General features: G+C 65.9%; 20 protein-coding genes. 14 read left to right on the forward strand and 6 right to left on the reverse strand.

Annotation, left to right across the window (positions count from 1 at the left end; genetic code table 11):
• The first annotated feature begins 74 nt into the window (after positions 1-74).
• The 4 genes from ACQR07_RS08875 (at position 75) to ACQR07_RS08890 (ending at position 3,433) form a co-directional block, all read left to right on the forward strand.
• Positions 75-896 (forward strand): ABC transporter permease, encoded by an 822-nt coding sequence (locus ACQR07_RS08875; RefSeq protein ID WP_434901935.1) that lies wholly within the window; start codon positions 75-77, stop codon positions 894-896.
• Entirely contained in the window at positions 896-1,669 is a 774-nt protein-coding gene (locus ACQR07_RS08880; protein ID WP_434901936.1) for an ABC transporter ATP-binding protein, read from the forward strand. Before ACQR07_RS08875 ends, ACQR07_RS08880 begins: the two co-directional genes overlap by 1 nt.
• A gap of 34 nt (positions 1,670-1,703) precedes the next feature.
• Positions 1,704-2,909 (forward strand): agmatinase family protein, encoded by a 1,206-nt coding sequence (locus ACQR07_RS08885; RefSeq protein ID WP_434901937.1) that lies wholly within the window; start codon positions 1,704-1,706, stop codon positions 2,907-2,909.
• A 155-nt stretch (positions 2,910-3,064) separates the two neighbouring features.
• Complete coding sequence (locus tag ACQR07_RS08890; RefSeq protein WP_434902274.1) at positions 3,065-3,433, forward strand: hypothetical protein; 369 nt, start codon at positions 3,065-3,067, stop codon at positions 3,431-3,433.
• A gap of 2 nt (positions 3,434-3,435) precedes the next feature.
• On the opposite strand, the gene ACQR07_RS08895 is transcribed toward ACQR07_RS08890, so the two are convergent.
• The 3 genes from ACQR07_RS08895 to ACQR07_RS08905 all read right to left on the reverse strand — a co-directional run bounded on the left by ACQR07_RS08895 (position 3,436) and on the right by ACQR07_RS08905 (position 5,107).
• Complete coding sequence (locus ACQR07_RS08895) at positions 3,436-3,696, reverse strand: hypothetical protein (protein WP_434901938.1); 261 nt, start codon at positions 3,694-3,696, stop codon at positions 3,436-3,438.
• A gap of 4 nt (positions 3,697-3,700) precedes the next feature.
• Entirely contained in the window at positions 3,701-4,054 is a 354-nt protein-coding gene (locus ACQR07_RS08900) for a PilZ domain-containing protein (RefSeq protein ID WP_434901939.1), read from the reverse strand.
• Positions 4,055-4,183: 129 nt separating this feature from the next.
• Positions 4,184-5,107: a helix-turn-helix transcriptional regulator gene (locus tag ACQR07_RS08905; RefSeq protein ID WP_434901940.1), complete on the reverse strand. Its 924-nt coding sequence runs from the start codon at positions 5,105-5,107 to the stop codon at positions 4,184-4,186.
• A gap of 127 nt (positions 5,108-5,234) precedes the next feature.
• On the opposite strand from ACQR07_RS08905, the gene ACQR07_RS08910 reads away from it, so the two are divergent.
• From ACQR07_RS08910 to boxB, 4 genes are all read left to right on the forward strand, one after another.
• Positions 5,235-6,752, forward strand: a complete 1,518-nt coding sequence (locus ACQR07_RS08910) for a benzoate-CoA ligase family protein (RefSeq protein ID WP_434902275.1) — start codon at positions 5,235-5,237, stop codon at positions 6,750-6,752.
• A 141-nt stretch (positions 6,753-6,893) separates the two neighbouring features.
• On the forward strand, positions 6,894-7,697 hold the full coding sequence (locus tag ACQR07_RS08915) for an alpha/beta fold hydrolase (RefSeq protein WP_434901941.1): 804 nt from the start codon (positions 6,894-6,896) through the stop codon (positions 7,695-7,697).
• A 95-nt stretch (positions 7,698-7,792) separates the two neighbouring features.
• Positions 7,793-9,481: a 2,3-epoxybenzoyl-CoA dihydrolase gene (gene boxC, locus ACQR07_RS08920; RefSeq protein ID WP_434901942.1), complete on the forward strand. Its 1,689-nt coding sequence runs from the start codon at positions 7,793-7,795 to the stop codon at positions 9,479-9,481.
• Positions 9,482-9,591: 110 nt separating this feature from the next.
• A complete protein-coding gene (gene boxB, locus ACQR07_RS08925; protein ID WP_434901943.1) occupies positions 9,592-11,043 on the forward strand; it encodes a benzoyl-CoA 2,3-epoxidase subunit BoxB in 1,452 nt (483 codons plus the stop codon).
• Between the two features lie 417 nt (positions 11,044-11,460).
• On the opposite strand, the gene ACQR07_RS08930 is transcribed toward boxB, so the two are convergent.
• On the reverse strand, positions 11,461-12,270 hold the full coding sequence (locus tag ACQR07_RS08930; RefSeq protein ID WP_434901944.1) for an SDR family oxidoreductase: 810 nt from the start codon (positions 12,268-12,270) through the stop codon (positions 11,461-11,463).
• 113 nt (positions 12,271-12,383) lie between these two features.
• On the reverse strand, positions 12,384-13,442 hold the full coding sequence (locus tag ACQR07_RS08935; RefSeq protein WP_434901945.1) for a polysaccharide deacetylase family protein: 1,059 nt from the start codon (positions 13,440-13,442) through the stop codon (positions 12,384-12,386).
• Between the two features lie 165 nt (positions 13,443-13,607).
• Here ACQR07_RS08935 and ACQR07_RS08940 point away from each other — a divergent pair, with 165 nt between their 5' ends.
• The 4 genes from ACQR07_RS08940 (at position 13,608) to ACQR07_RS08955 (ending at position 18,115) form a co-directional block, all read left to right on the forward strand.
• Positions 13,608-15,002: an OmpA family protein gene (locus tag ACQR07_RS08940; protein ID WP_434901946.1), complete on the forward strand. Its 1,395-nt coding sequence runs from the start codon at positions 13,608-13,610 to the stop codon at positions 15,000-15,002.
• Between the two features lie 4 nt (positions 15,003-15,006).
• Positions 15,007-15,312: a hypothetical protein gene (locus tag ACQR07_RS08945; RefSeq protein ID WP_434901947.1), complete on the forward strand. Its 306-nt coding sequence runs from the start codon at positions 15,007-15,009 to the stop codon at positions 15,310-15,312.
• 419 nt (positions 15,313-15,731) lie between these two features.
• Complete coding sequence (locus tag ACQR07_RS08950) at positions 15,732-16,787, forward strand: lysylphosphatidylglycerol synthase domain-containing protein (protein WP_434901948.1); 1,056 nt, start codon at positions 15,732-15,734, stop codon at positions 16,785-16,787.
• Positions 16,788-16,813: 26 nt separating this feature from the next.
• Positions 16,814-18,115, forward strand: coding sequence for an ATP-binding protein (locus ACQR07_RS08955; protein WP_434901949.1), 1,302 nt, complete (start codon positions 16,814-16,816; stop codon positions 18,113-18,115).
• A gap of 111 nt (positions 18,116-18,226) precedes the next feature.
• Here ACQR07_RS08955 and ACQR07_RS08960 read toward each other — a convergent pair whose 3' ends face one another.
• A complete protein-coding gene (locus tag ACQR07_RS08960; protein ID WP_434866049.1) occupies positions 18,227-18,742 on the reverse strand; it encodes a GcrA family cell cycle regulator in 516 nt (171 codons plus the stop codon).
• A 476-nt stretch (positions 18,743-19,218) separates the two neighbouring features.
• On the opposite strand from ACQR07_RS08960, the gene ACQR07_RS08965 reads away from it, so the two are divergent.
• Positions 19,219-20,427: an aspartate aminotransferase family protein gene (locus tag ACQR07_RS08965; protein ID WP_434901950.1), complete on the forward strand. Its 1,209-nt coding sequence runs from the start codon at positions 19,219-19,221 to the stop codon at positions 20,425-20,427.
• A gap of 8 nt (positions 20,428-20,435) precedes the next feature.
• A complete protein-coding gene (argF, locus tag ACQR07_RS08970; RefSeq protein ID WP_434902276.1) occupies positions 20,436-21,362 on the forward strand; it encodes an ornithine carbamoyltransferase in 927 nt (308 codons plus the stop codon).
• Positions 21,363-21,367 lie beyond the last annotated feature (5 nt).

The raw sequence follows: 21,367 nt of genomic DNA on the forward strand, positions 1-21,367 counted from the left end.
GGGCAGCTCTGACGCCGGCGCTGCACGTTGATCGTGCGCAGCGTGGTCATGGAGAGGATTGAGGGAGTCTCGCGATGCCGCGTGCGATGAACATCGTTCCGAACCGGGGCAGCCGAATGCTGCTGGCGCTGCTGCCGTTCCTGCTGATCGCGCTGATCTACGTGGTCGGCTCGGCGCAGCGGCGCGCTGACAATCCCGACGACAAGCTGCTGCCGCCGGTCTCGGAGATGGTCGCGACCTCGAAGCGGCTCGCGACCGAGCCGGACCGGCGTTCCGGCGACTACGTGCTGTGGTCGGATACGGCGGCGAGCCTGCAGCGCCTCGCGCTCGGGCTCGGCATCTCCGCAGCCATCGGTCTTACGCTCGGGCTCGCTATCGGATTGCTACCGGTCGCCGGCGCTGGCTTCGGCACCTTGGTCGCGGTGCTGTCGATGATCCCGCCGATGGCGGTGCTGCCGGTGCTGTTCATCGTGTTCGGTCTCGGTGAGCTTTCAAAAGTCGTGCTGATCATCATCGGCGTGACGCCGACCCTGGTCCGCGACCTCTCGCTCGAGGTGCAGAACATGCCGCGCGAGCAGCTGATCAAGGCGCAGACATTGGGCGGCTCGACCTGGCAGGTCGCGATCCGCGTGGTGCTGCCGCAGATCATGCCGCGGCTGATCCAGGGGCTGCGGCTGATGATCGGCCCGGCCTTCCTGTTCCTGATCTCGGCAGAGGCGATCGCCTCCGACGTCGGGCTCGGCTACCGCATCTTCCTGGTCCGGCGCTATCTGTCGATGGACGTCATCCTGCCCTACGTCGTCTGGATCACCTTGCTCGCCTACGTCTTCGACTACGCGCTGGTCTGGTTCGGCCAGCGCGCCTTCCCCTGGGCCTATGCGCGAGCGAGCCACTGATGAGCACGCTGTCCTTCCGCAACGTCTGGGTCGAATACGGCAACCAGGTCGTGCTCGAACGCATCAATCTCGAGATCGCCTCCGGCACCTTCTTGTCGATCGTCGGTCCCTCCGGCGCCGGCAAGAGCACGTTCCTGCGCCTGATCCTCGGCCAGGAGAGACCGAGCCAGGGCGCGGTGCTGCTCGACGGCCAGCCGTTTCCGGCGGAGCCAGGTCCCGACCGCGGCATCGTGTTCCAGCGCTACTCGGTGTTTCCGCATTTGACCGTGCTGGGCAACGTGCTGCTCGGCTATGAGATGGCCGCCAGTCCGCTCACGGCGCGGCTGTTCGGCGTGGCGCGCAAGGACGCGTTGAAAAAGTGCCGCGCGTTGATCGAGGCGGTCGGCCTCGGGCCTCACGCCGACAAATATCCGAGCGCGCTGTCCGGCGGCATGCAGCAGCGGCTCGCGATCGCGCAGGCGCTGGCAAAGCAGCCGCGCGTGCTGCTGCTCGACGAGCCCTTTGGCGCACTCGACCCCGGCACCCGGGCGCAGATGCATGCGCTGATCAAGCCGCTGTGGCGCGAGCACAAGATGACCATCGTGATGGTCACCCACGACATCAAGGAGGCGTTCGGCCTCGCGACGCGGCTGATCGCGCTCGACCGCCCGCGCAAGGATCCGCAGGCGCCGGAGCGGTTCGGCGCGCGCATCACCTACGACCTCGATCTCACCCGCGACAGCCCCGTGCCCGTGCTCGGCTTCATCCGCGCCAACGTGCAGGCGGCGCAATAACAACACCCAGAAGAAACGAAGAAGGAGACTTTCCATGTCATTCCGAGCCATGCGGCGCACCCGCCGTGCCGGCCTGCATCCGCAGCGCACCAGCCTGCGCCGCCATCATCCGGACTTCGACAAGATGGCCACCCAGGGCTGGCAGGCGCTGGAGGCGGAAGGCAAGCTGCCGAGCAATGGCTGGCGCAGGGAGAAGCAATGGGCGCTCGACATGGGCCTGCCCGGCTCCGACAGCCTGACCGATCGCGAGATCCCGACCTTCGCGCGTGGTGAGCTGCCGCATTTCGCGGGCATCAACACCTTCATGAAGGCGCCCTATGTCGAGAACGTCCGCGACGTCGGCAAATACGACGCGGCCGTGATCGGCATCCCGTTTGATTCCGGCACCACCTATCGTCCCGGCACCCGCTTCGGGCCGCAGGGCATCCGCCGCATCTCCGCGCTCTACACGCCCTACAACTACGAGCTCGGCGTCGACCTGCGCGAGCAGATGACGTTGTGCGACGCCGGCGACGTCTTCACCATTCCGGCGAACCTGGAAAAGAGCTTCGACCAGATCAGCCGCGGCGTGGCGCATGTGGCCTCGTCCGGCGCGCTGCCGATCATGCTCGGCGGCGACCATTCGATCGGCTTCCCTTGCGTGCGCGGCATCGCGCAGTGCACCGACAAGCGCATCGGCATCATCCATTTCGATCGTCACATCGACATCCAGGAGAAGGATCTCGACGAGCGCATGCACACCACGCCCTGGTACTGGGCGACCAATCTGCCGAACGTCTCGCCGACCAATCTGGTGCAGCTCGGCATCGGCGGCTGGCAGGTGCCGCGCGAGGGCGTCGAGGTCGCGCGCAAGCGCAACACCAACGTGCTGACCATCGCCGACATCGAGAAGATCGGCCTGGAGAAGACCGCCGAGATCGCGCTGGAGCTGGCCTGGAAGGATGCCGACGCCGTCTACATCTCGTTCGACGTCGACTCCATCGATTGCGGCTTCGTGCCCGGCACCGGCTGGCCGGAGCCAGGTGGCTTCCTGCCGCGCGAGGCGTTGAAGCTGCTCGGCCTCGTCGCGGCTGAAGGCTTGTGCGGGCTCGAGGTCGTCGAGGTCTCGCCGCCCTACGACACCTCGGACATCACCGCGCTGATCGGCGTCCGCGTCGTCGTCGAGGCGCTCGGCTCGATGGTCGCCCATGGCAAGCTCGGCAGCCACAAGCACATCATCAACAAGCCGGTCAGCTTCTGAGGTCCGCGATGCGCCATCATCACCACCATCACGGCCATCATCATCACGACCATGGCCACCAGCATGATCATGATCACCACCATGATCACCACCATGATCACGATCATCCGCCACATGGCCCGGGTCATAACCACCCGCACGGCCATCGCTCCCCGGTGCAATGGCAGACGCCGCATCAGCCGGAGGGCGCCAAGCCGGCGGCGGTGGTCGAGCCCGATCTCGACAAGGTCGAAGCCGCCTTCGTCGACGGCTTCATCGCTGCGCCCGATCCGACCAGCTTCCTGCGGCTTGCGCGCATCCCGTTCGAGATCTTGCGGGAGGGCGAGAGCCTGAAGCTACTCCGCGTCGAGATCGACGCGCTCACCGACGTCGGCAGCCTGACGCCGCATCTCGGCGGCGGCACCTTCCGCTACGATCCGCTGCCGTCGAATTTCATCTCGCGCCGCCGCCGCCTGCGCTTCATCTATTTCGACGGCGCCGGCCTGACGCCGCTGACCTATGCGGAGCTGCGCGAGATCGAATGATCTCAAGGCAGCGGCGTTCGCTTGAGCGCCGCTGCCAGCGCCTCGAAGCGGCCTACGACTTCTGGCAGCACGACCGCGCGCACGGTCGATGCCGCCGCTACGCCGATCAGCAGCACGATCACATATTGCGCGACGAGCAGCAGCGCGAGGCGCCCCAGCCAGGACCTGCGCTGAGTACGTCCGGCAGCGAACGCCGCGTGCCGCGCAAGCGGGGCGGGCAATGGGAGCATCAGCTCATCGTTCTCGGGTGAGGTCTCGGACATCAGCTCAATGGCCCGACAGCATCTGCTCGAGACGCGATTTGAGCTGCTTGTTGGTGCGATCGCGCAGGCGCTGCGCGCGCGCCCATTCCAGCGGAATCACGTCGCGGTCCGGCGCGTCGAAGACGAGGCCGGCACCCTCGCTGTCGCGCCAGACCATGCGGGCCGGCCGTGACCAGCCGCGCCGCTCGATCGCCAGATCGACGCGATCAGGCAGCAGCGCGGACCCGTCGACCTCGAGCCTGACGCCGCGGTCGCTGAAGTTGCGCACGACGCAAGCGAGCGTCGAGCAGCCGGAATTGAAGGTGAGAACCCCGCCATAATAGACGCGCTGGCGGGCCTCGCGACGGCGTTCTTCCATGATACGTCCTCCGATCACTTAACGCTTTATTAAGCAATCAGAGGGTGTGTGGCCACCGTCGGCGGTACTAAAATGACGGCAGTGGTTAATGTGGGGGCTTGTGGTGTCGCGGCCGTCACGCGGGCGGTTTCACCCCCGCGCGAACATCCGCGCCTCGTTGGCGATCACCGGCTTCACCGCGTCGCCGAGCCGTGCGGCCGCAGCATCGACCGACAGCCCCGCCGTATCGACCACCGCATTCGCCCGCGCATACAGCGGCTCGCGGCTCGCCAGAATGTTGCGCAGCTCGACCATCGCCGAGCGGTCGTCGGCCATCGGGCGGAGGTCGCCCTGCTTGCGCACGCGGCCCATGTGCTCTTCGGGCTCGGCCTTGAGCCAGATCGTGTAGAACGCGTTGAGGATGAGGTCGAAGGTCACGGGCTCGGAGACGATGCCGCCGCCGGTCGCCAGCACCATCAGCTCCTTGCGCGCCAGCAGCTGCACCAGCGCGGCCTGCTCCATGCGGCGAAAACCTTCCTGGCCATAGAGCGCGATGATCTCGGCGACCGACAGCCCGTTCTGCCGCTCGATCTCCTTGTTGAGCTCGACGAAGCTCCAGCCGATCCGCTCGGCGAGCATCCGGCCCAGCGTCGATTTGCCGGCGCCGCGCAGGCCGATCAGGGCGATGCCGGAGAACGCGCGCCGCAGCGGCGCTGACGGGCCGCCGGCGAGCAGCTCTTTCACTTGCGCGATCTGGCTCGGGCTCGCCTTCTTCAGCAGGTCGCGGATGACCGGCCAGTCCGGCGGTGGCTCGCCGCCGGGTATGATGTCGTCGAGCGGGGCGTTGATGGCGTTGGCGATGCGGCGCAGCAGCACGATCGAGACGTTGCCCTTGCCGCTTTCGAGCTGGGCGATGTAGCGCTCGGAAATGCCGGAGACCTCGGCCAGCACCTTGCGTGACATGCCGGCGAGACCGCGCATCCGCCGCACCCGCTGGCCCAGCTGGTCGAGGAAATCGGTCTCGGCCGCGGATTGGCCGGCATCGTCCCTGGCAGCGTCGCTGTTGAGCGCCATGTCCCTCTGACTTCTCTTGAAGCGGAAACATAATGCCGGGGAGGATTGACAGCAAGCGATGTTGGTGGCCATCTATGAATTATAATTCAAAAATCCGGGGAGGAATGCCGTGAAGTCGTACAATGCGGTGTCGTGGCTGCTCGACCGCAATGTCGAAGCGGGCCGCGGCGACAAGCTCGCCTACACGGACACTGTCTCCGAGCTGACCTATCGTGGCCTGCAACAGCAGTCCTGTCGCGTCGCCAACATGCTGCGCCGCCTCGGCGTCCGCCGCGAGGAGCGCGTGGCGATGATCATGCTCGACACGGTGGATTTCCCGGCGGTGTTCCTCGGCGCCATGCGCGCCGGCATCGTCCCGGTGCCGCTCAACACGCTGCTGACCTCGGAGCAATACGCCTATGTGCTGGCCGACTGCCGCGCCCGCGTGCTGTTCGTCTCCGAGGCGCTGTATCCCGCTGTGAAGGACATCGTCGGGCGGATGCCCGATCTCGACTGCGTCGTCGTCTCCGGCGCCAATGCGTTCGGCCACAAGCTGCTGTCGGAAGAACTTGCGGGCGAGAGCGATCAGTTCGACACGGTCGCGACTCACGAGGACGAGCCGGCGTTCTGGCTGTATTCGTCGGGCTCGACCGGCATGCCCAAGGGCGTGCGCCATCTGCACGGCAATCTCGCCGCGACCGCCGAGACCTATGCGAGCCAGGTGCTCGGCATCCGCGAAAGCGACGTCTGCCTGTCCGCGGCAAAACTGTTCTTCGCCTATGGCCTCGGCAACGCGCTGACCTTCCCGCTCTCGGTCGGCGCCACCACGATCCTCAATTCCGAGCGGCCGACACCGTCTCTGATGTTCAAGCTGCTCAACCGCTACAACCCGACCATCTTCTACGGCGTGCCGACCTTGTTCGCCGCAATGCTGCACGACGAATCGCTGCGCCACGAAAAGGCGGGCTCCGCCTTGCGCATCTGCACTTCGGCCGGCGAGGCGCTGCCGGAATCCGTCGGCAATGCCTGGAAGGCGCGCTTCGGCGTCGACATTCTCGACGGCGTCGGTTCGACCGAACTCTTGCACATCTTTCTGTCGAATGCGCCCGGCGACATCAAATACGGCTCCTCGGGCCGCCCGGTGCCGGGCTATCAGGTGCGCCTCGTCAACGATGCCGGGCAGGACGTGCCGGACGGCGAGGTCGGCGAGATGCTGGTGCACGCGCCGTCGGCCGGCGAGGGTTACTGGAATCAGCGCCACAAGACCCGCACCACTTTCGAGGGTTATTGGACGCGCACCGGCGACAAATACGTCCGCGATGCCGACGGACGCTACACCTTCTGCGGCCGCTCCGACGACATGTTCAAGGTCTCCGGCATCTGGGTGTCGCCGTTCGAAGTCGAAAGCGCGCTGATCACGCATCCTTCGGTGCTGGAAGCCGCCGTCGTGCCCGACGCCGATCCCGAAGGGTTGTTGAAGCCCAAGGCCTATGTCGTGCTGCGTCCGAGCGTCGACCGTTCGACCCTGCACGATCAGCTGAAGGAGCACGTCAAGCAGAAGATCGGCCCGTGGAAATACCCGCGCTGGATCGAGGTGGTGGACAGCCTGCCGAAAACCGCAACCGGCAAGATCCAGCGCTTCAAGCTGCGCGAGGGGGCTAATTAGTCGTTGGCCTTCCCCTTAGTCGTTGGCCCAACTGACAATGTTCGTCATGGCCGGGCTTGACCCCGCCATCCATCCCGCTGCGACGTAGAAAGACGTGGATGCCCGGGTCAAGCCCGGGCATGACGAAGGAGAGAGTGACCCGTGCAGCTTTCATCGAACGGCTTCCTCACCATCGACTCCTCCGAACTCGAATATCGCCTCATCGGTCCGCAGCCCTCTCGCGCTCCGTGCATCGTGCTGCTGCATGAAGGCCTCGGCTCGGTCGGGCTATGGGGCGATTTCGCCGACAAGCTCCAGGCCGCGACCGGCGCATCGGTGTTCGTCTATTCGCGTGCTGGCTACGGCGCCTCCAGCCCCGTCGCTCTGCCGCGCCCGCTCGACTACATGCAGCGCGAGGCGCGCGATGTGCTGCCGAAACTGCTCGATCAAATCGGCTTCCAACGCGGTCTCCTCGTCGGCCATTCTGATGGCGCCTCGATCGCGGCGATCTATGCCGGCAGCCATGCCGATCACCGCCTCGACGGCATCGTGCTGATCGCGCCGCACGTCATCGTCGAGGACGTTTCGGTCACGTCGATCGCAGCGATCAAGACCGCGTACGAGACCACCGACCTGCGCGCCAAGCTGTCGCGCTGGCACAAGGACGTCGACAACGCGTTCCATGGCTGGAACGGCGCCTGGCTCGATCCGGCGTTCCGGGCCTGGGACATCACCGGCGAACTCGCCTACATCCGCGTTCCCGTCACTGTCATCCAGGGCGTCGACGACCAGTACGGCACCGTCCGCCAAGTCGAGATCATCCAGGAGGAGTGCTACTGCCCGGTCGAGGTGACGATGCTGCCCAGGACCGGCCATTCGCCGCATCGCGAGGCGCCCGAGGCCACCTTGCGCGTCATCGCCGAGTTCGCGGCGGCCACTTTGCCGAGCCCGGCATCACAAACATGAAATAAAATGCATGTTTCGGCTTTTTACCGTAGACGTCAGCCAGAACATGCATTATTTTACATCTCAACGATAAGCACTCCAACGAAGGGTGACTCATGGCCGGGGAAGACCGCGTACTCGCGGGAGGCAAGACGTTCATCGATTTTCAGACCGATCCCTCCCGCTACAAGCATTGGAAGCTTTCGATCGACGGCGACGTGGCGACGCTCGCCATGGACGTCGACGAGAATGGCGGCCTGTTCGAGGGCTACCAGCTCAAGCTCAATTCCTATGATCTCGGCGTCGACATCGAGCTCGCGGATGCCGTGCAGCGGCTGCGCTTCGAGCACCCCGAGGTCAGGGTCGTGGTGCTGCGCTCGGCCAAGCCGCGCGTGTTCTGCGCCGGCGCCAACATCCGCATGCTGGCGGGCGCCACCCATGCCCACAAGGTGAACTTCTGCAAGTTCACCAACGAGACCCGCAACGGCTTCGAGGATTCGTCCGAGAATTCCGGCCAGCGCTTCATCACGGTCGTGAACGGCACCGCCGCCGGCGGTGGCTATGAGCTCGCACTCGCCACCGACCACATCATCCTCGCCGATGACGGCTCGTCCTCGGTGTCGCTGCCGGAGGTGCCGCTGCTGGCGGTGCTGCCGGGCACCGGCGGTCTCACCCGCGTCGTCGACAAGCGCAAGGTGCGCCGCGACCGTGCGGATGCGTTCTGCACGACGGAGGAGGGCGTCAAGGGCAAGCGCGCGGTGCAGTGGCGGCTGGTCGACGAGATCGCGCCGAACTCCAAGGTCGATGCCAAGGTCGCCGAGCGCGCCAAGGAGTTCGCCGCGGCGTCCAAGCGCAACGGCAGCGGCAAGGGCGTAGCACTCACGCCGCTCAAGCGCGTGATCGATGCGTCGAGCGTGCGCTACGGCTTCGTCAATGTCGACATCGACCGCGCCGCCCGCATCGCCACGCTGACGATCTCGGCGCCAGAAGCCGCGCCGCCGGCCGACATCGACGGCATGATCGGGCAGGGCGCCGCGTTCTGGCCGCTGCAGGTCGCGCGCGAGCTGGATGATGCCATCCTGCATCTGCGCATCAACGAGCTCGGCATCGCGATGCTCGTGTTCAAGTCGCAGGGCGAGAACTCCCAGGTCCTGGCCTACGACGCCTTCCTCGAAGCCAACAAGGCGCACTGGCTGGTCAACGAGATCAGGCATTATTGGAAGCGCGTGCTCAAGCGCATCGACGTGACATCGCGCACGCTGGTGACCCTGGTCGAGCCCGGCTCCTGCTTCGCCGGCACCTTGGCCGAACTCGTGTTCGCCTCGGACCGCTCCTACATGCTGATCGGCACCATCCAGGGCGACAACCGTCCCGCGCCGGCGATCGAATTGTCGGCGATGAACTTCGGTCCCTATCCGATGAGCCACGGCCTGACCCGGCTGCAGTCGCGCTTCCTCGACGATCCCAACGGCCTGGAGCGCGTGCACGAGCAGGTCGGCAAGCGGCTCGAGGCCGATGAAGCCGAGGAGCTCGGCCTGGTCACCTTCGCGCTGGACGACATCGACTGGGAGGACGAGATCCGCGTCTTCCTCGAGGAGCGCGCCAGCTTCTCTCCCGACAGCCTCACCGGCTTAGAGGCTAATCTGCGCTTCGCCGGTCCCGAGACGATGGAATCGAAGATCTTCGCCCGCCTCACCGCCTGGCAGAACTGGATCTTCCAGCGCCCCAACGCGGTCGGCGAGGAAGGCGCACTCCGGCGCTACGGCACCGGCGAGCGGCCGCAATACGACATGACGAGAGTGTAAGGGAGCGAATAGCGAGTGGCGAATAGCGAATAGGAGGACGTCACGATCCCTATTCGCTACTCGCCATTCGCTACTCGCCTCCAACGGATAGAAGCCCCCGGGAGGTCTCCATGAACATGAACATCATGAACGTCGACTACTCGACCAAGATTCCCAACAACGTGAATCTCGCCGAGGACCGCCAGGTCCTGAAGGCGCTGGAAGGCTGGCATCCCGGCTATGTCGACTGGTGGAACGACATGGGCCCGGAGGGCTTCCAGCAGTCGCTGGTGTATCTGCGCACGGCCTATTCGGTCGATCCGCGCGGCTGGGCCAAGTTCGACTACGTGAAGATGCCGGACTATCGCTGGGGCATTCTCCTTGCTCCGCAGGAAGAAGACCGCAAGATCCCGTTCGGCGAGCACTACGGCGAGCCGGCGTGGCAGGAGGTCCCCGGTGAATACCGCGCGCTGATGCGCCGCCTGATCGTGATCCAGGGCGATACCGAGCCGGCCTCGGTCGAACAGCAGCGCCACCTCGGCAAGACCGCGCCGTCGCTCTACGACATGCGCAACCTGTTCCAGGTCAATGTCGAGGAGGGCCGTCACCTCTGGGCGATGGTCTATCTGCTGCAGAAATATTTCGGCCGCGACGGCCGCGAGGAGGCCGACGAGTTGTTGCGCCGCCGTTCGGGCGATGCGGATTCCCCGCGCATGCTCGGCGCGTTCAACGAGAAGACGCCGGACTGGCTGTCGTTCTTCATGTTCACCTACTTCACCGACCGCGACGGCAAGATGCAGCTGCACTCGCTGGCGCAGTCCGGCTTCGATCCGCTGTCGCGCACCTGCCGCTTCATGCTGACCGAAGAGGCGCACCACATGTTCGTCGGCGAGACCGGCGTCGGCCGCGTCATCCAGCGCACGGTCGATGCGATGCGTGAAGCCGGCATCGACGATCCCACGGATATCGCCAAGGTGCGCGCGCTCGGCGTGATCGATCTGCCGACCATCCAGAAAAAGCTGAACCTGCACTACACGCTGTCGCTCGATCTGTTCGGCTCGGAAGTCTCGACCAACGCGGCGAACGCCTTCAACGCCGGCATCAAGGGCCGCTATCACGAGACCCAGATTCAGGACGACCACCAGCTCAAGAATTCGACCTATCCGGTGCTCAAGCTGGTCGACGGCGAGATCAAGCGGGTCGACGAGCCGGCGCTGACCGCGCTCAACATGCGCCTGCGCGACGACTACTCGCAGGATTGCATCAAGGGCCTGCTGCGCTGGAACAAGATCATCAGCACGGCCGGCTACGAGTTCCAGCTCAAGCTGCCGCACACGGCCTTCCACCGCGCCATCGGCGAGTTCAAGGATGTCCAGGCCACGCCGGACGGCATCCTGATCGACGAGGCCACGTGGCAGAAGCGCAAGGGCGACTGGCTGCCCTCGACCGATGACGGCGCCTATATCGCCTCGCTGATGAAGCCCGTCACCGAAATCGGCGAATACGCCTCCTGGATCGCGCCCCCGAAGGTCGGCATCGACAACAAGCCGGGCGACTTCGAATACGTGAAGATCGAGACTTGATGAGAGGCGAATAGGGAGTTGCGAGTAGCGAATAGGCTGGCAGCCTATTCGCTATTCGCTATTCGCTATTCGCTATTCGCTATTCGCTATTCGCTATTCGCTATTCGCTATTCGCTATTCGCTACTCGCTATTCGCCATAAGTCAGCTCCAAGCGCCGGCCTCTCCAAACCTCTCCCCGCCCTTCGCGGGGAGAGGTCGGATTGCGCAGCAATCCGGGTGAGGGGCATGGCACATACGCGGCTCAGGCCTCAAATACATCGGACGGGCACGACGGCGTCGCTCAACGCGAGCAGCTGAGCTCTGACGGCTACGCTGCAGATCAGAGGCATCTCCCGTGTGGCTGCCCCTCACCCCAACCCTCTCCCCGTGAAGAACGGGGAGAGGGAGCGCACCGTTCGTGTTGTGAATCCGCTGCCTCAGCTATCCCAGCCTGCGCCCGGAATGCCGGGGTTCGCGTAGACGATGCCGCCGTCCACCGCGATCGTGTTGCCGACCACGTAGTCGCCGGCACGCGAGGCCAGGAAGATCGCCGTGCCCGCCATGTCCTCATCCGTGCCGACGCGACCTGCCGGCACGCGTGCGGCGACCTCGTCGGCGTTGTCGCGGGCGGCCTTGTTCATGTCGGACTTGAACGGCCCCGGCGCGATCGCGGTGACGACGATGTGGTCCTTGATCAGCTTCGCCGCCATCCGCCGCGTCAGGTGGATCAGCCCCGATTTGCTGGCCGCATAAGAATAGGTCTCGAGCGGATTGACGAAGATGCCGTCGATCGAGGCGATGTTGATCACCTTCGCCGGACGAACGGCGCTCGCCGCCGCGCGCAGCGGCGTGGCCAGCGCCTTGGTCAGGAAGAACGGCGTCTTGAGGTTGAGGTTCATCACCTTGTCCCAGCCGCTCTCCGGAAATTCATCGAACTCGGCGCCCCACGCCGCGCCGGCATTGTTGACGAGGATGTCGAGCTTCGGCTCGCGCTTCTTGATCTCGGCCGCCAGCATGTCGATGCCGGCCATCGTCGAGATGTCGATCGGCAGCGCGATGCACTCGCCGCCATATTCCGCGGTCAGGGCCTTGGCGGTCTCCTCGCAAGGCCCAGCCTTGCGCGCGGTGATGTAGACCCGCGCCGCGCCCTGCGCGAGCAGGCCGGACGCGATCATCCTGCCGATGCCGCGCGAGCCGCCGGTGACCAGCGCGATGCGGCCGTCGAGCGAGAACAGATTCTTGAGCATGATGCCTCCCTTTGCTTGTTGGCTGCGCTTGTGGGCGGGACGGGTCGGCACTGTCAAGTGAGACGCAGTCGCACGAATTTGCCGCAATCCGTCCGGGGGAGATGCTGGCTTGGCTATGCCGCGTCGATGCGGCGGAAGCCGTTCCACATGGCGGTGGCGGCGCCGGACGTCAGCACCGGCAGCACGCGGGCGTCCTGGTAGTGCCCGTTCAGCGAGACCCGCGACAAGGCGGTGAGATGATCGGCGCTTTCGGCGAACACCATGCCGGGGCGGGTGGTGACCGCCGTCTTGTAGCCGCTCGCGGCGGCCAGCACGAATTCGCGCTGGGATGCGGCGGCGCGGTCGCCATAGGGATAGGCCATGTGCAGCACCGGCCGCTGCAACTCGGTCTCGATCCGCGTGCGGCTTTCGGTGATCTCGACGCGGGCCGTCTCCTCGGTCTGCTTGGCGAGATTGCAGTGGCTGATCGAATGCGCGCCGATCGTGATCAGCGGCTCCGCCGACAGCGCCCGCAACTCATCCCAGCTCATGCAGAGCTCGCGACAGATCGCCTCCTCGTCGACACCGTGCCGGGTACACAGCGCGGTGATCTCCCGCCGGATGTCGTGCTCGCCCGGCAGCGAGCGCAACCAGTCGTGCAGGCGCTGGAACGCCACGCATTTGGCGGTGGGCGTCGACGCGTCGAGCCGCAACGCGAGGCCGCCGATCGCGACCTCGATGATGTCAGCCTTTGCCACGACCCTCTCCAGCGTGACCCACCACAGCCGTCCCTGGCCTGCGGCGAAGTCGCTGGTGACGTAGATCGTGAACGGCGCATCGAACTCGCGCATCACCGGCAGTGCAAAGTCGCGATTGTTGCGATAGCCGTCATCGAAGGTGAAGCAGGCGAAGCGGCGCGAGAAGTCGCGCGCCACCAGCCGCCGGTGCATTTCGTCGAGGGTGACGATCTCGATGTCATGGTCGCGCAGATGCGACAGCATCTCGCGCAGAAACTCCGGCGTGACCTCGAGATGACAATTGGGTTGGAATTCGGCGCTCGAACGCGGCCGGACGTGGTGCAGGGTATAGATGGCGCCGACGCCCGAGAAGATCGGGCGCAGCCAGACATGCGCGCCGCTCAAATACAGCGCTTCCAGGCCGGCCCGAATAAAGGTTTTGCGAAATCGCCTCATCTGAACTATGCGGCCCGGTGAGTGTCGGGACAAGATTACCGACAAATCGCTGAAGAAAACCTTAGCCCGGACGTCGCAGGATACCGGAAAGCGCGTCGCATTTCCGGTTTGACAGGCATGCAAGGGTTTGTTTTCTCTCTGCTTCCTCGATGCGACGGATGACGAATGCGCGGACTTTTCAGGTGGAGCGGAAAATGGTGGCCCGGCGTCATCCCGCTCGTCGTGCTTTGGGGCTTCGCGGCCTGGACCAGCACCGTTCCCTTGGAAAGTGACCTCGCCAGCCGCAGTTCGGCGGCGCTCAAGGCCGCCGTGCTCGACAGGACCAGCGTCACGGTCGACGGCCGCGACGTCTATCTGCGCGCCAATGCCTTCTCCGAGACCGGGCGGCGTGACGCGGTGGCTGCGGTCGACGCCGTCCCCGGCGTGCGTCTGGTCAACGACGAGACCCGGCTGGTGCCCGAGGCAAAGCCATTCGTGTGGTCCGCCGAGCGCGATGTCGTGCGCGTGACGTTGGGCGGCAACGCGCCGCTGCCGGCGCTCAAGGGCAAGCTCGTGGAGGCGACGCGCGCGGCGCTGCAGGGCGTCGAGGTTGCGGACCAGATGGGTCTGGCGCGCGGCGCGCCGCCGCGGTTCGAGGACGCGGCGCTGCTGCTGATCGGCCAGATCGGCAAGCTGAAGGACGGCAAGTTCACGATCTCCGACAGCGACGTGTCGCTTTCGGGCATGGCCCGCGAGCTTGGCGGGCGCGAAGCCGTCGCCGTGGCGCTCGCCAAACTGCCCGAGGGATTCAAGGTTGCCAGCAACGAGGTCAAGGCGCCGCCTTACGTCTTCCAGGCCTACAAGGACCCGGTCGCGGTCACCGTGACCTTGTCGGGCAACGTCCCCGACGAGAACATCCATGCCGTCGTGGTTGGCTCGTCGTCGCGCAAATTCTTCAGCGAGAAGGTCGTCGACAACCTCAAGAACAGCATCGGCGCGCCGTCGAACTTCGTCAACGCGGTGGTGCCGGCGCTCGGCGCTTTGTCGCGCCTGTCGACGGGCACGCTCGTGGTCTCCGATCGCGACATCAAGATTTCCGGCGACGCCCTGTATGACGCCGCCGCCCAGCAGATCCGCACCGGGCTCAGCAAGGACGTGCCGCAGGGCTGGCAGGTGAAGGCCGACATCACGGTCAAGCCGGCCGCTGCTCCGGTCGATCCGACCGTCTGCCAGCAGCTGTTCGCCGAACTGCTCGGCAAGGCCAAGATCCGCTTCGAGACCGGGCGCAGCGACCTCGACCGGGATTCCACCGGGCTGCTCGATCGTCTGGTCGAGATCGCCTTCCGCTGTCCGGCGGCCAATGTCGAGATCATCGGCCACACCGACGCCGAGGGCGACTCTGCCGCCAACCAGGTGCTGTCGCAGAAGCGCGCCCAGGCGGTGGTGGACTATCTGACCAAGGCCGGGCTGCCGGCGGACCGCTTTTCCGCGATCGGTTACGGCAGCACCCAGCCGATCGCATCGAACGATACCGGCGACGGCCGCGCGCAGAACCGGCGCATCGAATTCGTGGTGAGGTAACGGAATGGCCTATCTGGTTGCCTTCCATTGGGGCTGGCTGGCCGGCGCCTTCGGCATCGGGCTCGGCATGGGCTGGGTCGCCGTGGTGCATCGCGCTCCCGGGGTGTCGCGCCTGGTGATGCTGCTGCTGGCCGCGCTCGCCGCCACCCTCGTCGGGCTGGCCATCGCCTGCCTGATCCCCGGCCGCGCCGGCTACTGGCTCGAGTTGCTGCTGATCCTGTTCGTGCCCTATCTGGTCGGCTGCGCCATCGGCACCTGGTTGCGGGCCCTGGTCGTGATCCGCAGCATGCGGATGAAGTCGGCCGCCTGAGCCCCGGCACGATCCGGACTGCTCGCTGCGCCGCACCATGGCCGCCCTCGACTCCGTGCGGAGACACGAAGGTTTGACGAGCGGCGAGCCTGTCAAAGCGGCAGAGCGCAATTATCGTTGAGCCATGGCCCATCATCGCCGCCGCAGGCCGGGCGACCGGCGCTCCTCACCGAAGTTTAACCCGGGATCCGCAGTGTGGCCGGCGCCGCAGGATTGCCCGATATGCGGCAAAACGGTGCATCGCATTTTCGCGAAGCCTGTTAAGTATAGCCCGGTGGTTGGTTCTGTTCACACGGCCCGTGTTTCCCAATGCACCGAAACGCGCTACCAGGGCGTTGTATGTGCAGACGATGTGCGGCGGCCTCCGGGGCGCCGTGCCGAGCCCGGTCATCGTGTTGTCGTCACGGGTAGAGGTGTAGATGCTTGAAGCCATACGCAGAGCGGCCACGTTCCTGCGCGAGAAGCAAGTCCTGCACAAGCTCGGCGTGCTGATCAGCATCGCTGTCATCGCGATCGCCTGCTACGTCCTCTATCACATGCTGCGTGGCATCGACACCTACGAGGTGCTCGAGGCGATCAAGAGCACCGAGCCGCACCAGATCGCGCTCGCGGCGCTGTTCGTCACTGCCGGCTATTTCACGCTGACGTTCTACGATCTGTTCGCCGTTCGCACGATCGGCCACGACCATGTGCCGTATCGCATCAACGCGCTGGCGGCGTTCACCAGCTATTCGATCGGCCATAATGTCGGCGCCAGCGTCTTCACCGGCGGCGCCGTGCGCTACCGGATCTATTCGGCACATGGGCTGAACGCGATCGACGTCGCCAAGATCTGCTTCCTCGCCGGCCTGACGTTCTGGCTCGGCAACGCCGCCGTGCTCGGCCTCGGCATCAGCTATCACCCGGAGGCCGCCGCCGCGATCGACCAGTTGCCGCCCTGGGTCAACCGCATGGCCGCGATCGCGCTTCTGGTCGGGCTGATGGGCTATGTCGCATGGGTCTGGACCAAGCCGCGCATGGTCGGCCGCGGGCCGTGGACCGTGGTGTTGCCGGGCGGCCCGCTGACCCTGCTGCAGATCGCGATCGGCATCGTCGATCTCGGCTTCTGCGCGCTCGCGATGTACGTGCTGGTGCCGGACGAGCCCAATCTCGGCTTCGTCGTGGTCGCCGTGATCTTCGTTTCGGCGACCTTGCTTGGCTTCGCCAGCCATTCCCCCGGCGGGCTCGGCGTGTTCGATGCCGCCATGCTGGTCGGTCTCTGGCAGATGGACCGCGAGGAGCTGCTGGCCGGAATGCTGCTGTTCCGGATGCTGTATTATTTGGCGCCGTTCCTCATTTCTGTAATCCTGCTGACGTTTCGGGAGGTCATCATCAGCGCCAGGTCGAAACGGCTGCGCCAGGCGGCGCTCAGCCTCGACCCGAGCCCTCCGCCCGAGGCCGCTTATGTGAGAAAGCGCAGCGATTCCGGTGCCTGACGCCATGGGAGACGAATAAGGACGCGATGGCTCTCGACGCTCCCTCCCATTCTTCCCCGACCATCTTCACCCCCTGGCCGGACCGGCTGCGCCACGCTGCGATCATCCTGCTGGCCGCAGCCATCGCGCTCGGCGGCCTGGTGCTGCTCGACGAGCTGCTGCCGATGCGGGCGCTCGCGGTCTTTCTGTGCATCGCGGGGGCGGCCCTGGTGCCCTGGCGGCTGCACAGCGCCGTCACCAAGCGCGAGGAGGAGCGCCACGCCAATCCGGTCGAAGCCCCCGCGGTCAGCGCCGTGGTCGCCGGCATTCCCGTTCCCGCCGTGCTGCTCGACCGCGCCGGGCGTGTGATCCATCTCAACGCCGCGGCGGCGCAGCTCGCGCCCGCGCTGCGCAAGGGCGAACTCGCCCAGTTCGCGCTGCGCACGCCGGAGATCATCACCGCGCTGCGCGAGGCGATCGCCTCGACTGACATCAGGCGCGCGACCTATCACGATCACGTCCCGGTCGATCGCTGGACCGAGCTCATCGTCACCCCGGTGCCGGTGCCGACCGCCTTCGGCGGCGCCGACAAGTGCATGCTGATGACCTTCCACGACCTGACGCCGCTGCGCCGGGCCGAGGAGATGCGCGCCGACTTCGTCGCCAATGCCAGCCATGAGTTGCGCACGCCGCTGGCGGCGCTGTCCGGCTTCATCGACACGCTGCAGGGCCCGGCCAAGGACGACGCCAAGGCGCGCGAGCGCTTCCTCGGCATCATGCACGCCCAGGCGACGCGGATGGCGCGGCTGATCGACGACCTGCTGTCGCTGTCGCGGGTCGAGCTGTCGGCGCATGTGCAGCCCCACACCATGGTCGATGTCGTCGCCATCATCCGTCAGGTCACCGATGGCCTGGAGGCGTTGGCGCGCGAGCGCCAGGTGGTGATCGAGACCAGCCTGCCGGAGGCGCAGGTCGCGATCGCCGGCGATCGCGAGGAGCTCTTGCGCGTGTTCGAGAACCTGATCGAGAACGCGCTGAAATACGGCGCCTCGGGCGGCCGCGTGCTGGTGTCGCTGGAGCAGGCCATCTCGGGCGAGGGCACGCCAGAGGTCCGCGTCAAGGTGCGCGATTTCGGCCCGGGCATCGCGCCCGAACATCTGCCGCGCCTCACCGAGCGCTTCTATCGTGTCGATGTCGGTGACAGCCGCGCACAGGGCGGCACCGGGCTCGGCCTGTCGCTGGTCAAGCACATCCTCAACCGCCATCGCGGCCGGCTCCTGATCGAGAGCGTGCCGCGCAACGGCGCGGCGTTCACCGCCTGCTTCCCGCAGGCGCGAACGGCGCGCTGATCCTGACGGCACCACGCAAAAGGCCCGGCGCAGGCCGGGCCATCCTCGTCAGTTGTGAGTTGATGTGCGAGCCATTCTTAAGGCCTCGCTCATGGCCTCGCGGCCGCGCGCTCAGCGCGTCGGCGACTTCGCCGGCTGGCGGCGACGGTCGGCCGCGGGCTGATAGGCGACGCGCGAATGCTGCGCGCAATAGGGCAGGCCGGCGAGCGCCTTGCCGCCGCAGAAGAAGAAGTCCGGGCTGGAGGGATCGCCCACCGGCCAATGGCAGGTCGCCTCGTTGAGCTCCAGCAGCGACAGCCGCTGGTTCATCGGCACGACGTTGTCGAATGCAACTGGATCGGGCTCCGCCTCGACTTCGAAAACCTGTGCGAGCGCGGTGTTGCCGCGCGCCACCGGGCGCGCCACCCGCATCATCGGCTGGACAGGGCGGGCCGCCTTGCGCTGGCGAGGTGCTGCGGTCGCCGGGCTCTTGGCGCGGCCGGACAGTCCCAGCCGGTGCACCTTGCCGATCACGGCGTTGCGCGTCACGTTTCCGAGTTCCGCGGCGATCTGGCTGGCCGAGAGACCGGCTTCCCAGAGTTTTTTCAGTTGCTCGACGCGATCGTCGGACCAGGTCAATACCGTCATCGAACCTTTCCCTTCGCGTTGCGCCGGCCAATTCTGGGACGGCGCTGCGATCTTTGTCTCAAGAATATCCCTGACGGCAGAATCCCTTATCCCTCGCCGGGCGCGCGTGAAGCGCCCGGACGTTAACGCGAACGAGGAAACTCAAAGAGGGATCAGAACTGCCGCACGAGATGTCGTACTCGACGCTGAAAACGCTACAATATGGCGTGACTCTCGCGCAAGAGTCGGTAACCACCGTCCACACATTCCGGGGTTCCGTGTTCCGCATCTGAGCCGTGTCGGATGTCCGCAATCCCACGGCCGGCGCGGTCGCCGATCAGTCGACGCGTAGTTGACTCCGAGCGCCGCCCGCATACAATAGGTGCACGTGCCGCCTTGAAAAGGCGGCACATTTTGTTTTCCAGGGTGGGGTTCCTGATGCGCGATGGCGCCTGAAGGCGCGTGTCTCGGCCAGCCCGTCAGCTGATGTGATCGCCATGACCACTGTTGCCGCTACGCATCTCCTCCCCGTATTCGCCCGGGTCGATCTGGCGTTCGAGCGCGGCGAGGGCGCATGGCTGATCGCGACCAATGGCGATCGTTATCTCGACTTCACCTCCGGCGTCGCGGTCAATTCGCTCGGCCATGCGCATCCGCATCTGGTCAAGGCGCTGCAGGAGCAGGCGACCAAGCTGTGGCACATGTCGAACCTGTTCAAGAGTCCGGACGGTGAACGTCTGGCCACCAGGCTGTGTGATCAGAGCTTTGCCGACTACGTGTTCTTCGCCAACTCCGGCGCCGAGGCGATGGAAGGCGCGATCAAGATCACGCGCAAATATCACGCCGCCAAGGGCCATCCGGAACGCTACCGTATCATCACGTTCGAAGGCGCGTTCCATGGCCGCACGCTGGCGACGCTCGCCGCGACCGGTTCCGCCAAATATCTCGACGGCTTCGGGCCGCCGATGGACGGCTTCGACCAGGTTCCGTTCGGCGACATCGAGGCGGTGAAGAAGGCGATCGGTCCGCACACCGCCGGCATCCTGGTCGAGCCGGTGCAAGGCGAGGGCGGTGTGCGCACCGCTCCGCTCCCGTTCTACAAGGCGCTGCGGCAGCTCTGCGACGACAACGGCCTCTTGCTCGTTATCGACGAGGTGCAGACCGGCATGGGCCGCACCGGCGATCTGTTCGCGCATCGCTGGCTCGGTGTGACACCTGATGTCATGTCGCTCGCCAAGGCGCTGGGCGGCGGCTTTCCGATCGGCGCAGTGCTCGCGACGGCAGAGGCGGCTTCGGGCATGACCCCGGGCTCACACGGCTCGACCTTCGGCGGCAATCCGCTCGCGGTATCCGCGGCCAACGCCGTGCTCGACGTGATGCTGGCGCCAGGCTTCTTCGATCACGTCCGCAAGATGTCGCTGCTGCTCAAGCAGAAGCTCGCCTCCGTCGTAGACCGTCATCCCGACATCATCTCCGAGGTGCGCGGCGAGGGCCTGCTGGTCGGCATCAAGGCGGTGGTGCCGTCGGGCGACCTGGTGGCGACGCTGCGCGATCAGAAGCTCCTGACGGTCGGCGCCGGCGACAACGTGGTGCGCTTCCTGCCGCCGCTGATCGTCAATGAATCCGAAATCGAACAGTCGGTCGAGATGCTCGAGCGCGCCTGCACGGCGCTGTCGAGTTCTGCGAAGCAGGCGGCCGCATCATGAGCAAGACCATGGCCAACACGCCGCGTCACTTCCTCGATCTCACCGAGATGCCGGTCGAGGAGCTGCGCAACATGCTGGCGCTGTCCAGCAGGATGAAGAAGACGCTGAAGTCCAACGAGCCCGCGAGAAAGCCGCTCGAGGGCAAGGTGCTGGCGATGATCTTCGACAAGCCGTCGACGCGCACCCGCGTGTCGTTCGACGTCGGCATGCGCCAGCTCGGCGGCGAGGCGATCATGCTGACCGGCACCGAGATGCAGCTCGGCCGCGGCGAGACCATCGCCGACACCGCGCGCGTGCTGTCGCGCTACGTCGATGCGATCATGATCCGCATCCTCAGCCACGAGGCGCTGCTGGAGCTCGCCGCGCACGCCACCGTGCCGGTCATCAACGGCCTGACGCGCCGTTCGCATCCCTGCCAGGTGATGGCCGACGTGATGACCTTCGAGGAGCATCGCGGCTCGATCGAGGGCCGCACCGTGGCCTGGACCGGCGACGACAACAACGTGCTGGCGTCCTGGGCGCATGCCGCCGAGCGCTTCAAGTTCAGGCTGAACGTGGCGACGCCGCCGCAGCTGTCGCCGGGCAAGCCGATGAAGGACTTCATCCGCGCCACCAAGGCCGACATCCATCTGAGCCACGACCCCGAGGTCGCCGTCGCCAACGCCGACTGCGTTGTCACCGACACCTGGGTCTCGATGGGCGACAAGGACGGCGAGCACCGCCACAATTTGCTCAAGCCCTATCAGGTCAATGCCAAGCTGATGTCCTTGGCGAAGCCGGAAGCCCTCTTCATGCACTGCCTCCCCGCCCACCGCGGCGAGGAGGTCACCGACGACGTCATCGACGGCCCGCAGTCCGTCGTCTTCGACGAAGCCGAAAACCGCCTGCACGCCCAGAAGGGCATCCTGGCGTGGTGCTTCGGGGAGCGGGCGTAGGACTC

The organism is Bradyrhizobium sp. HKCCYLS20291 (assembly GCF_051167715.1).
Lineage (GTDB): Bacteria > Pseudomonadota > Alphaproteobacteria > Rhizobiales > Xanthobacteraceae > Bradyrhizobium.

Coding starts and splice junctions, on each gene's coding strand:
- ACQR07_RS08875 (WP_434901935.1), top strand. CDS start 75: ATGCCGCGTGCGATGAACATCGTTCCGAACCGGGGCAGCCGAATGCTG.
- ACQR07_RS08880 (WP_434901936.1), top strand. CDS start 896: ATGAGCACGCTGTCCTTCCGCAACGTCTGGGTCGAATACGGCAACCAG.
- ACQR07_RS08885 (WP_434901937.1), top strand. CDS start 1,704: ATGTCATTCCGAGCCATGCGGCGCACCCGCCGTGCCGGCCTGCATCCG.
- ACQR07_RS08895 (WP_434901938.1), bottom strand. CDS start 3,696: ATGTCCGAGACCTCACCCGAGAACGATGAGCTGATGCTCCCATTGCCC.
- ACQR07_RS08900 (WP_434901939.1), bottom strand. CDS start 4,054: ATGGAAGAACGCCGTCGCGAGGCCCGCCAGCGCGTCTATTATGGCGGG.
- ACQR07_RS08905 (WP_434901940.1), bottom strand. CDS start 5,107: ATGGCGCTCAACAGCGACGCTGCCAGGGACGATGCCGGCCAATCCGCG.
- boxC (WP_434901942.1), top strand. CDS start 7,793: ATGGCCGGGGAAGACCGCGTACTCGCGGGAGGCAAGACGTTCATCGAT.
- boxB (WP_434901943.1), top strand. CDS start 9,592: ATGAACATGAACATCATGAACGTCGACTACTCGACCAAGATTCCCAAC.
- ACQR07_RS08930 (WP_434901944.1), bottom strand. CDS start 12,270: ATGCTCAAGAATCTGTTCTCGCTCGACGGCCGCATCGCGCTGGTCACC.
- ACQR07_RS08935 (WP_434901945.1), bottom strand. CDS start 13,442: ATGAGGCGATTTCGCAAAACCTTTATTCGGGCCGGCCTGGAAGCGCTG.
- ACQR07_RS08940 (WP_434901946.1), top strand. CDS start 13,608: ATGCGCGGACTTTTCAGGTGGAGCGGAAAATGGTGGCCCGGCGTCATC.
- ACQR07_RS08945 (WP_434901947.1), top strand. CDS start 15,007: ATGGCCTATCTGGTTGCCTTCCATTGGGGCTGGCTGGCCGGCGCCTTC.
- ACQR07_RS08950 (WP_434901948.1), top strand. CDS start 15,732: ATGCTTGAAGCCATACGCAGAGCGGCCACGTTCCTGCGCGAGAAGCAA.
- ACQR07_RS08955 (WP_434901949.1), top strand. CDS start 16,814: ATGGCTCTCGACGCTCCCTCCCATTCTTCCCCGACCATCTTCACCCCC.
- ACQR07_RS08960 (WP_434866049.1), bottom strand. CDS start 18,742: ATGACGGTATTGACCTGGTCCGACGATCGCGTCGAGCAACTGAAAAAA.
- ACQR07_RS08965 (WP_434901950.1), top strand. CDS start 19,219: ATGACCACTGTTGCCGCTACGCATCTCCTCCCCGTATTCGCCCGGGTC.
- argF (WP_434902276.1), top strand. CDS start 20,436: ATGGCCAACACGCCGCGTCACTTCCTCGATCTCACCGAGATGCCGGTC.